Origin of the sequence: Escherichia sp. MOD1-EC6842 (assembly GCF_002965705.1) — a bacterium.
GTDB lineage: Bacteria > Pseudomonadota > Gammaproteobacteria > Enterobacterales > Enterobacteriaceae > Escherichia > Escherichia ruysiae.
This window is the reverse complement of record NZ_PTRF01000001.1, coordinates 561792-573897: the sequence shown is the minus strand read 5'-3', so window position 1 is coordinate 573897 and position 12106 is coordinate 561792. Positions and strand designations below refer to the sequence as shown.

Here is a 12106-nt window from a genome sequence, read left to right as displayed (position 1 = left end):
AATTCATCATTGATAATCTGGAATGCGATGTCATCGCGCATTTCGTGCAGCGGAAAACGTTTAGATTCCGCGATAGTGGAAATAGATTTCGCACCAAAACGTGAATCGAGTAGTTCTGACCTTAAATCCGTTACTTGCTTCTTATCCATTTCAAACTCCTTAAAATGATTGGATCGCATTAAAAAAAGTAGGATTTATCGATAAAGTAAGCAAGCGTAATGGCTTGGGTTTTAAATAACAAAATCCTAACCGATTTTTGATTTTCGGAATAAGTGCAGTGTATTTTTCATAATTAATTACAATGAGATACAACAGTTTCCGATAAGGGGTTTTGAGTGATATGTTGTTATTTTTCTGTGATTTTACTACGCGCCATGATTATCACATAAAAATCAGCTCGCAAAATATCATTATTCGCTCGTCATTAATTTATGAAAGCGATGGATAAGATTGTCAAATAACAAAGGTTATTACTGAAATCTCTGCCAACCATGCTGGCGGGTGAGGTTTTTATTCCTTCAGCAATAGTCCAGTATAGATGTATGCAGATAATGACTATGCGAAAAATTAAGTAATGTCTATCGCGAGTGATTAAGATATTTCCTAATCGAAGAACACATGACTATAAATGAGGATTGGCATACCACCGAAGGCTTATTGACTTATTTTGACTGAAATGCCTTTCCGCTATAAAAGGCCAGTAACGATACCTAAACAATCCAATTCTAAATAACCAGGTAACCATAATTTAGTCAGCATCCAATAGAACTTGCCCCTTTATATTAGCTCTTGCACAAAAAGCTAAATTCATATTTACAAACAAAAATATAATCCCGGCCCTGTCACCAGACGAGTTATTGCAACCACTGAATATTCAGGGTGGCGATGCGCTTTCTTTCATAAAGGTATTTCCTTTTCTGCGGAAAAGGAAACCGGGAAATACCCGGTTTTTCTGACAAGCAAACATTTTATTTGCGTTTGCTTATGTTCGTTAATTCGTTCATCAGGAAATTATCTCAATGTCACGTTTTAAAAAAGCTAATAAACAACCACGCTTTCGTTATTCAGCCCTGGCTCACTGCGTGGCGTGGGCAAACATCTCTATTCAGGTTCTTTTTCCACTGGCTGTCACCTTTACGCCGACAATGACGGCGCGAGCGGCTCTGCCTCGTCTAAGTACGGAAAATACTGCGGTTGCGACTGACAATAATGCAGAAAAAAATATCGCGTCGTTTGCCGCGAATGCCGGTAAATTTTTAAGCAGTCAGCCGGATAGCGATGCGACACGCAATTTTGTTACCGGAATGGCCACAGCTAAGGCTACCCAGGAAATCCAGGAGTGGCTTGGAAAATATGGTACGGCGCGTGTCAAATTGAATGTCGATAAAGATTTCTCGCTGAAGGACTCTTCGCTGGAAATGCTTTATCCGATTTATGATACGCCTTCAGATATGCTGTTCACTCAGGGGGCAATACATCGTACCGACGATCGTACTCAGTCAAATATTGGTTTCGGCTGGCGTCATTTTTCAGGCAATGACTGGATGGCGGGGCTGAACACATTTATCGATCATGATTTATCCCGTAGTCATACCCGTATTGGCGTTGGTGCGGAATACTGGCGCGATTATCTGAAACTGAGTGCCAATGGTTATATTCGGGCTTCTGGCTGGAAAAAATCGCCGGATATTGAGGATTATCAAGAGCGTCCGGCTAATGGTTGGGATATCCGCGCAGAGGGATATTTACCGGCATGGCCGCAGCTTGGCGCAAGCCTGATGTATGAACAATATTATGGCGATGAGGTAGGGCTGTTTGGTAAAGATAAGCGCCAGAAAGACCCACATGCCATTTCTGCTGAGGTGAACTATACGCCAGTGCCTCTTCTGACACTGAGTGCAGAGCACAAGCAGGGCAAGAGCGGTCAGAATGACACTCGCTTTGGCCTGGAAGTTAACTACCGGTTTGGCGAGCCTCTGGAGAAACAACTCGATACGGATAGCATTCGCGAGCGTCGGGTACTCGCAGGCAGCCGTTATGATCTGGTTGAACGTAATAACAATATTGTTCTTGAGTATCGCAAAGCTGAGGTGATCCGTATTGCTCTGCCTGATCGTATTGAAGGTAAGGGCGGACAGACGGTTTCGCTTGGTCTTGTAGTCAGCAAAGCAACTCACGGTCTGAAAAATGTGCAATGGGAAGCGCCGTCCTTGCTGGCTGCAGGCGGTAAAATTACCGGTCAGGGTAACCAGTGGCAAGTGACGCTTCCGGCTTATCAGGCAGGCAAAGACAATTATTACGCAATTTCTGCGGTCGCATACGATAACAAAGGCAATGCCTCAAAACGCGTACAGACTGCAGTGGTTATCACCGGGGCAGGTATGAGCGCCGAGCGCACTACGTTAACGCTTGACGGTCAGAGCCGTATCCAAATGCTTGCTAACGGGAGTGCGCAAAAGCCGCTGGTTCTGTCTCTGCGAGACGCCGAAGGGCAGCCAATCACGGGTATGAAAGATCAGATCAAAACTGAACTGACGTTTAAACCTGCCGGAAACATCGTAACGCGGGGCATTAAGTCTGCTAAATCACAAGCGCAACCAACTCTGGGGGAGATCACCGAAACAGAAGCCGGGGTGTACCAGTCGGTCTTCACCACCGGTACGCAATCAGGTGAAGCAACCATTACGGTGAGCGTTGATGGCATGAGCAAAACCGTCACTGCTGAACTGCGTGCCACTATGATGGATGTGACAAAATCGACTCTGAGCGTGAATGAGCCGTCAGGTGACGTGGTTGCCAATGGTCAGCAATCCTACACGCTGACGCTTACTGCCGTGGATACCGATGGCAACCCTGTAACGGGAGAAGCCAGCCGCCTGCGATTTGTTCCACAGGACAGCAATGGCGTTACCATTGGCAGCATTTCGGAGATAAACCCAGGGGTTTACAGCGCCACGGTTTCTTCAACCCGCGCCGGAAACATTGTTGTGCGTGCTTTTAGCGAGCAGTATCAGTTGGGAACGTTACAACAAACGCTGAAGTTTGTCGCCGGACCGCTTGATACAGCGCATTCAACCATCACCCTGAACCCGGATAAACCGGTAGTTGGTGGCACGCTTACAGCTATCTGGGCAGCAAAAGATGCCTATGACAACCCGGTGACCGGTCTCACTCCAGATACACCGTCATTAACGGGGACTGCCGCTGCGGGTTCTTCCGTTTCAGGCTGGACGGATAATGGCGACGGGACGTGGACTGCGCAGATTTCTCTGGGTACTACGGCGGGTGAATTAATTGTTATGCCGAAGATCAACGGTCAGGATGCTGCAGCTAATGCGGCGAAAGTGACTGTGGTAGCTGATGCTTTATCTTCAGGCCAGTCGAAAGTATCCGTTGCAGCGGATCGCGTAAAAGCAGGGGAAAGCACGACTGTGACGCTTGTGGCAAAAGATGCGCATGGTAACGCAATCAGCGGTCTTTCCCTGTCGACAAGCCTGACGGGAGCTGCGTCTGAAGGGGCGAACGTTTCCAACTGGAGCGAGCAAGGCGATGGTTCCTATGTCGCTACGCTGACCACCGGCGGAAAGACAGGTGATCTTCGCATTATGCCGTTATTCAACGGCCAGCCAGCAGCCACCGACGCCGCGCAGTTGACTGTCGTCGCGGGCGATCAGGCAGTTTCTACTTCAACGCTGACAGTAAAAGATGCCAACCTTGCTATTGAAAGCACGACGGAACTGACTTTCTCCGCCAGAGACCAGTTTGGAAACGCGCTTACCGATATCGACACCGCTAAACTTGGCGCATCGCTTTCCGGTGACGCTGCGTCTGGTAGTTCAGTTACAGGCTGGAGCCATAAAGGCAACGGCGAATACACGGCTGTTCTGCGTTCGGGAACGCGGGCAGGCGCGCTGAACATTATGCCGCAGATCGATGGCAAAAACGCTACAGCACAGGCAACTCCGGTTAACGTTAAAGCGGGGGCTATTGCGGTTGACCACTCGGAAATGACCGTATCAAAAACGTCGATTACCGCAGGCGAAAGCATCACGCTGACGCTGACTGTGAAGGATAAATTCGGCAACGCAATCACCGGTATTACACCGGAAACACCGCAATTTGGTGGTGATGCATACAACGTCAACCAGCAGCGCCCATCCGTCAGTCAGTGGACGGAGAAGGGCAATGGAACCTATACGGCGATGCTGACTGCTGGCGCAACGGGAGTTGGTGAGCTGACCATCATGCCGCGCGTTGATGGCGCTGATGCTCTGAAGCAGGCGGTTTCTGTCACCATCGCCGCCGGGGAGATGTCGTTAGTGAACTCCACGCTTGTTGCAGATAATGAAGCCCCGATGATCAAAACGACGACACAATTGACCTTCACGGCGAAGGATGCGAACGGTAACCCTGTAAGTGGTCTGAAACCTGATGCTCCAGAATTTAGTGGCGTAGCCAGCACAGGGACGGAACAACCTTCGGCAGGAACCTGGACGGAACAAAGCAATGGCACCTATGTTACGACGTTAACCACAGGCTCTGCAGCCGGTCAACTGGTTATCTGGCCTCGAGTGAATGGCAAAGATGCTGCTTCGAAACCACTACTGCTGAACGTTGTGGGTAACGCTTCTGAGGCTAACATTCACGATATTTCAGTGAATGTTGATAACCAACTGGCTGATGGACAGTCCGCCAACAAGGTTACCCTGACCGTAACAGATTCCTATGGTAACCCGTTGCAGGATCAAACGGTAACACTGACTCTGCCTGAGGGAGTGAGCAGCAAGACAGGGAATACGGTAACAACGAATGCGGCAGGTAAAGCCGATATTGAGCTGATGTCCACAGTTGCCGGGGAACACACAATCACAGTCTCGGTGAATAAAAATCAGAAGACTGCCACGGTGAAGTTCAAAGCGGATGCCAAAACCGGTCAGGCAAGCCTTCAGGTTGATACCGTCGATCAAAAAGCAGCAAACGGCAAAGATGCTTTTACGCTGACGGCAACTGTTGAGGATAAAAACGGCAACCCTGTTCCCGGAACTATGGTCGCCTTTAATCTGCCTCGGGGCGTCACACCGCTTAATGACGAGAGTACCTGGGTGAAGACCAGCGATGAAGGTAAAGCCGAGCTGCGAGTCGTTTCTGTGACTGCGGGAACGTATGCAATCACCGCAACGGCAGGAAATGACCAGATGTCGGATGCGCAGAGCATCACGTTTGTGGCTGACAAGGCTACGGCAACCATCTCGAGTATTGAGGTGATTGGCAACCGTGCACTGGCAGATGGTAAAGCCAAACAGACTTATAAAGTTACGGTTACTGATGCCAATAACAACCTTGTGCAAGGTAGTGAAGTGACGCTGACCGCCAGCCCGACAACATTAGATCTGGAGCCGAACGGGACTGCAACAACTAATGAGCAAGGGAAGGCTATATTCACCGCTTCTACCACTAAAGCGGCGATATATACGCTAACAGCGAAAGTGAATCGGACCGACGGTCAGGTATCGACGAAAACTGCCGAATCCAGATTCGTTGCGGATGATAAAAATGCAGTACTTGCTGCATCATCTGATGTAAAAGAACTGGTAGCAGACGGAGTGGCGACCGCAACGCTGGATGTTACTCTGATGTCGGCTGGCAACCCTGTTGGGGGAAATATGTGGGTCGACATTAAGGCTCCGGAAGGCGTGACGGAGAATGATTACCAGTTCTTGCCGTCGAAAGCTGACCATTTCGTGAACGGGAAAATCACACGTAAATTCAGTACCACTAAGCCTGGGGAATATACATTTACATTCAACACTCTGACGTATGGTGGGTACGAAATGCAGCCTGTGACGGTGACTATTAACGCTGTGAAAGCTGCTACTGAAGAAGGTGAGGAGGCAGTAAAATAATTTCTCCCGGAATGAAAAATTCGCTGTAATAAAGAATAATGGCGTTGACATTCTCAACGCCATTATTCCACTAAATACCTACCCTGGTACTGATTAGACGGTAGCAGGGTAGGGTAATCCTTAATCTGAGAATGTGACACAGATACAAACTAAGCTGGGCGAACGGGGATAAAAATTTCGCAAACAACATAATTGCTATCCTTTTCTACGAAAGTTTTATCGTAGTAAAATCGCTCAATATCACTGCCGTTGACTCTGACTAACCCCCTGGCAGGCAGTTCTATCAGATACAGGTTCCGCACCCAGTTCGCGTAGTGCTCCCAATCTCCTTCATAGCGGAAAGATGCATAAAGCCCTCCAGCCGTTATCCATTCCTTTGGCATGTCTGTATCCGCATGGTTGCATACAGTACCGGCGAAAGTTTCAACTGTGAGCAAATCTACCGATTTTGTTGATGGTGTATACGCTGAGACGTAATAGATATCCATCTTCAAATTTTGCAGACACCGGGATAAATGATTACGGCGCAGTTTTGCTTCTTCATCTGGTGGCGTATTAGATAGCTCAATATCATATTTAAATGCATTGCCAAAAATACGTGTTTCAGGAAGATGGATTAATGTGCAATCTGTCTTTTGATGTTGACGCGTTAATAACGGGGGTAAAATATTTGTTAGATCCCAAAAATCACGGTGCCGATATTCTCTGGGAGAACATCCAAACAATTTTTTAAATTCACGACTGAATGACTGCTGTGAATCAAAATGCAAAGAGAGCGCAATATCAAGCATTGATTTGGCAGTAAGTCTGACAAGAATGGCTGCCCGACAAAGTCTTCGTTTGCGGATGTATGCGCCCAGGGGCATGTGCATGAAGTTTCTGAACAGGAGTTGAATATTGCGTCTGCTGTAGCCAGATTTCTGTGCGATATCTTCGATTGAGATAGGGTGATCGAGATTGCACTCAATCCACTCCAGGAGCTGCTGTAAAATCTTCTGCCTGATCATAACATTCTCCATTTATCTTTAGTCACTTTGCACATTTTCCTGGCGACAATGGCTTTGAGTATATCAAAAACAGAAATGCCCGAGGCAAAACGATTGATAGTGCCTGTCGGGGAATGGGGAGGAAGCATGTACATTAAAGCTATGAGGTCGGTACGGTGGTCAGGGGCATTCTGATATCTCTTATTTAACATAATATACATTATGCGCACTAAGGTTGTCAGCACAAAGCGTTATTGTCGTCTCACCACAATTCAGCTTTCATTTTGCTCAGCACAGGACCGCAATCTTATGTTGGTGACTATGACAGACAGAGAACTTTACCGACTTGGCATCATTCAGCGAGTATTTGACCGGGCTTTGCTTCAGCTCTTCATGGATGACGCCACCGGTCGTCTGATGCACCTGCGATTCTGTGATTCAGAAAATGCGTTCGACTACATGATGGCCACCCAGCAATACATTGATAATAAACGTTACCGTGAGCTGGGACCTGCCGGTCTGGTCAGCCAGCGCAGGGGAAAGCCCGGCAACCATCAGTTAAACACTGCCATCAGAGACCAGACCCTGCAGTTTATTCGCACACGTGGTCGGGGGATGAATCCGTCTGCAATCTGGCGAATTCTGACCACAGAATACGGTGTCCGGATTTCAAAAGAGACCGTGCGGAAAATGATGATTACAACCGGCGCTTTGCGAAATCGCCTCGGCATGACTTTGATGTTCACCGGCCACTTGAAACTGATGATGATCTAGCCGCATCTTTCACATGGCGGGAACTGCGACGTGTTTCAAAATCTTTAACGGTGCAGTACTTTATCTGATTGAAGATAATGAGATGAGTTAAGCCGCAGGGCTATCGGGAAATATATCGAGGTCTGGCATTACCCGGAAGGTCGTAAAGAACTCTGCCTTAACGGTGAAGCTCTTCCCTACTCCACCTATGATCGGCTCCAGGAAATCGACCAGGGGGCTATCGTGGACAACAAACGACTCGGACGTACCCTTGAATTTATCAAACTGTTTCAGGATAAACGCGATAATAACCGTTCACAGGCACTCCCTGCCGGTGATGGCCCAGAAAACCAGGCGAAAAGAAATCGCAACGTTCACTGAATGGTGACGATATGCTTGATGCGTTGAAGACGTTACAGTCCCGTTCTGAAGAAATTTTCGGTACAAGGAAATGACGAAGCTCTGAAGGCAGACATAATCCCACCCTTCACAGAACTGAATTGCCAGAGACATTAATGTCCGCTTTGAGCGAGGAGCGGTCATTAGCCCCTCAGCCGTATGCCTTAAAGAGCGTACGCCAGAAATAAAAGGATTGCGCTACTGCGCATTCCTACTTTGACGGGATGTGACCCATGTCATCGCCACCGCTCCCAGAAGTAACAAACCACTTAAACCAAAAGCACTTCTCCATCCCAGACTGTCGAATACCAGACCTCCAGCCGTTGAACCAAGTGCAATAGATAGCTGAATCACCGCAACCATGAGGCCTCCCCCCGTCTCTGCATCTTCGGGTAACGCACGTGCTATCCATGTCCACCACCCCGTTGGCGCAGCCGTTGCAAGTAGCCCCCACAGGCTGAGTAAAACGGCAACAGCCCAGATGTGGTGTCCGACCAGCAGTAACGCACCGGTAATCGCTGCCATAAGCAACGGGATCATGATTAATGTCTTATAAAATATGGTGTTCAGGAATGTTGAGACGAGCATTGTGCCGACAAAACCTGCTACACCTATTGCGAGCAAAATCAGAGAAAGAGCAGAAGCTCCCACTCTGGTGACGCTTTCCAGAAAGGGGCGCACGTAGGTAAATAAAGCAAACTGTCCCATAAAGAAGAGCCCACAGGCCAGCAGTCCCGTTGGTACGATGGCGACACTGAACAGACGAAGCACAGACCCCTGTGGTTTATGTGTTTTATCGCTTTCCATCGAAGGCAGGCTGATCCATTGCCAGATGAACGCAGCTATCGCAAGGGGGACCAGACATAAAAAGGTGCCACGCCAACCGATGGTTGTCCCCAGATAGCTACCAAGCGGCGCAGCCACAACGGTGGCCAGCGCGTTGCCGCCGTTAAAAATTGCCAGTGCGCGGGGGACCTGGTGCTGCGGCACGAGCCGAATGGCGGTTGCAGCCGACATTGACCAGAATCCTCCGATGACGACGCCAATCAGAGCCCTCCCCAGCATATAAACCGGATAGTTAGGCGCTATGGTGATAACTATTCCCGATATGGCCATTAAGACCGTCAGCCCCAGCAGAAGATATTTTCGATTCAGGTCTCCGACAATACGGGAGATAGTCAGACTGGTAAGCACCGCCAGCGCGCCAGACACAGCAATTCCTTGCCCTGCCAGCCCTTCGGTAACGTGTAAATCATGGGCAATGAGCGTAAGCAGGCTGACTGGCATAAACTCAGAAGCGATCAGCACAAACACGCAAAGCGTCATGGCAAATACGCCGCTCCAGTATGCATGCGTTTTTTCGTATGATTGTTTTAGACTTATAGTGAACATTATTAGCATCCCTTAATATCGAACCAGCCAGATTCAGGCGCAGTCGGGTCAGAAGTTATTCAGGGAATAACGACATAATAGTTGGGTGAGAATAGAGGGCGATGTGGCATATTCTGCATCACACCAGGCAGTTAAAAGCCACCCGTTTACGACAGGTGGCCTGGTAAACCTTTCGGGTTATCTTAAGTTTGCCTTGAAAAATTGCTCAAATTTGGCAAATGGGATCTTACCCGCAACGTTGTCATACAGATCAACATGGTTTGCCCCGGGAACAATCACTAACTCTTTCTCTTTGCTGCCGATCGCGTTAAAGGCATCTTCAGCAAAATAGCGTGAATGGGCTTTTTCGCCGGTCACGATGAGTGTAGGGATAGTAACTTCATTAGCGTAACTCAGCAGCGGCATATTCATAAATGACAGCGGCATGGTTGCATTCCAGGCACCGGTTGAGTTGACCGAACGCGCATGGAAACCACGCGGCATGCGGTAATAATCAAAGAACTCTTTCAATACCGGATTAGGATTCGTGGGCAGAGTTTCCGGTAAAATACGATCGGAAGCGGTGACGTTGCCCTTCTCATCAACGTAAATGTCATGCCCGCCTGGCGCGAAAGCGCCATTTTCCGCATCCTTCCAGCGCTGCATGTTCAGATACTGCAATACGGCACGACGATCGGCAGTGGTATAGCGGTCTTTGCCATCGCCCACGCCATGACCCATTGCACGGCTCATGTCATACATCACGCTGCTCGCCACCGCCTTGACACGCGTGTCCATCGCAGCGTCGTTTAAAGCCATGCCGCCCCATCCGCAGATACCGAGCAACCCGATACGGTTGCGATCCACCTCTTTTTGCAGGCCTAAGAAATCAACCGCCGCGCTGAAATCCTCGGTGTTGATATCCGGAGATGCGACGTTTCGCGGGTAGCCGCCGCTTTCACCCGTGTATGAAGGGTCGAAAGCCAGAGTGACAAATCCCTGTTCAGCCAGCGTCTGCGCATACAGGCCGCTGGATTGCTCTTTCACCGCCCCGAAGGGGCCACTAACAGCAATAGCGGCCAGCTTGCGATCTCCACGATCCTTCGGTATGTAGAGATCCCCGACTAAGGTGATCCCGTACCGGTTCGGAAAGGTCACCTTACGGTGATCAACTTTCGTGCTCTCAGCAAAAGTTTTATCCCATTTCTCAACCAGCGAAACGGGCGCGTTCGGATTGGTTGTATCAGCGTAACTCATATTTGTGACTCCACTTAATGATGCGCATAACAGCATGGCGGGTATCGCAGCTGTCAATTTTTGGGTGAAAGCAGTCATCAAAATCCCCTTCATAAAATGTGCCAGATACTGGTTTCATACGGCCAACGCTGCCGTGCTTTGTTGCAACGCGCATATTATAGTTAGCACTAATAGTGCTGATTAGAGGGTAAATAATGCTAAGATTAATACCATATTGTTCTGAATTGTGATGCAGCAGCAGAGGAAGAATGATGGCGAAAAGGGAAAACTATAACGATCTCTATCTGTTTATGCAGGTCGTGCGAGAAGGGAGTTTTACCGCCGCCGCACAGAGGCTTGGTCTGGCGCAGTCAGGAATTAGCCGTGCAGTGCGCGAGCTGGAAGAACGACTGGGCGTGCAGCTTCTGGTACGCACCACGCGCAAGCTATCGCTCACCCATGCTGGCGAGTTGCTCTATAAAAACGTCGAATCTGGATTTGACGCCTTAGATATGGGGCTTGCCACGCTGGCCCATTATCGCCATACACCATCGGGTACGGTCCGTATTAATGCCAGCCAGCACGCCATTGACAAAGTACTGCTGCCGAAGCTGGCGGTGTTTAAACAACGCTACCCGGATATTCGGCTGGAGCTCATCAGTGAAAGCCGGTTTGTCGATATTATTACTGAACGCTTCGATGCCGGTATACGTCTGGGCTCGGAAGTGGATAGCGGTATGGTCGCGGTGCGTATTTCGCCCGATATGGAGATGGCCGTTGTCGGCACACCCGAGCACTTTCGTCGCTACGGATTTCCGCAAACCCCCACCGATTTAGTGGGTCATCCCTGCATCGCTTACCAGTTCGGCGACGGCAGCCTGTATGCCTGGGAACTCAATCAGGACGGTAAAAAGATCACCCATCAGCCTCAGGGACAATGGGCCTTTGCTGACAGTTATATGGAAGCCAAAGCCGCGAGGCTAGGTCTGGGACTGGCTTATGTTCCGGAGGAATTGGTGTCTGATGATATAGAACAGGGGGCGCTGATCAGAGTTTTGCAATGCTACAGCCAACGCCTGGAAGGTTCATATATCTATTATCCGCACAGAAATGTGTCACCCGCTCTACGAGCGGTTATCGATACATTGAGAATTTAAGGGATGAAGATGAGATGATTCGCAGGCCTGGGTAATAGTTGGAAAACAACGTCCGTTTCTGGCACACAGCGGACATTTCAGCTTTACCCTGCCCCGGACATCTGAACTTAGCTTTGACATAGGTTGTAGAGGCTAAATTGAGATGTCCATTTCTGGCAAATATAGCCATGCCCGCGCTACAGTCTCACCACTGCTTTCAAAGGATGAGACTCATAACTGCATTCGGAACTGAGTTTTTCTCAATGACCGATGTTAATCAACTCAGGCTCTTACAGGACGTGTTTGGTTCCACGCAGGCTTC

6 protein-coding genes and 2 pseudogenes are annotated in these 12106 nt (G+C 49.0%); 4 read left to right on the top strand and 4 right to left on the bottom strand.

The genetic code is table 11. The features are described from left to right. Positions 1-149, bottom strand: a pseudogene (locus A7Z29_RS03035) (glutamate decarboxylase); the annotation flags it as partial. A gap of 870 nt (positions 150-1019) precedes the next feature. On the opposite strand from A7Z29_RS03035, the gene A7Z29_RS03030 reads away from it, so the two are divergent. Beyond that, complete coding sequence (locus A7Z29_RS03030) at positions 1020-5903, top strand: invasin domain 3-containing protein (protein WP_105289762.1); 4884 nt, start codon at positions 1020-1022, stop codon at positions 5901-5903. Between the two features lie 149 nt (positions 5904-6052). Here A7Z29_RS03030 and A7Z29_RS03025 read toward each other — a convergent pair whose 3' ends face one another. Beyond that, complete coding sequence (locus A7Z29_RS03025) at positions 6053-6910, bottom strand: helix-turn-helix domain-containing protein (RefSeq protein ID WP_024165164.1); 858 nt, start codon at positions 6908-6910, stop codon at positions 6053-6055. A 438-nt stretch (positions 6911-7348) separates the two neighbouring features. Between A7Z29_RS03025 and A7Z29_RS03020 the strand changes: the two genes are divergently transcribed. After that, complete coding sequence (locus A7Z29_RS03020; protein ID WP_176241071.1) at positions 7349-7663, top strand: helix-turn-helix domain-containing protein; 315 nt, start codon at positions 7349-7351, stop codon at positions 7661-7663. After that, positions 7585-8097 (top strand): annotated as a pseudogene (locus tag A7Z29_RS24010) (ISNCY family transposase); the annotation flags it as partial. The gene A7Z29_RS03020 and the pseudogene A7Z29_RS24010, both read left to right, overlap by 79 nt. A 142-nt stretch (positions 8098-8239) precedes the next feature. Here the strand turns inward: A7Z29_RS24010 and A7Z29_RS03010 are convergent. Beyond that, positions 8240-9433: an MFS transporter gene (locus tag A7Z29_RS03010; RefSeq protein ID WP_000494213.1), complete on the bottom strand. Its 1194-nt coding sequence runs from the start codon at positions 9431-9433 to the stop codon at positions 8240-8242. 177 nt (positions 9434-9610) lie between these two features. Next, positions 9611-10747 carry an alpha/beta hydrolase gene (locus tag A7Z29_RS03005; RefSeq protein WP_010350796.1) on the bottom strand — a complete coding sequence of 379 codons (1137 nt, stop codon included), beginning with the start codon at positions 10745-10747 and terminating at the stop codon, positions 9611-9613. A gap of 173 nt (positions 10748-10920) precedes the next feature. Here A7Z29_RS03005 and A7Z29_RS03000 point away from each other — a divergent pair, with 173 nt between their 5' ends. Beyond that, positions 10921-11805 carry a LysR family transcriptional regulator gene (locus A7Z29_RS03000; protein WP_001119030.1) on the top strand — a complete coding sequence of 295 codons (885 nt, stop codon included), beginning with the start codon at positions 10921-10923 and terminating at the stop codon, positions 11803-11805. Positions 11806-12106: the final 301 nt, after the last annotated feature.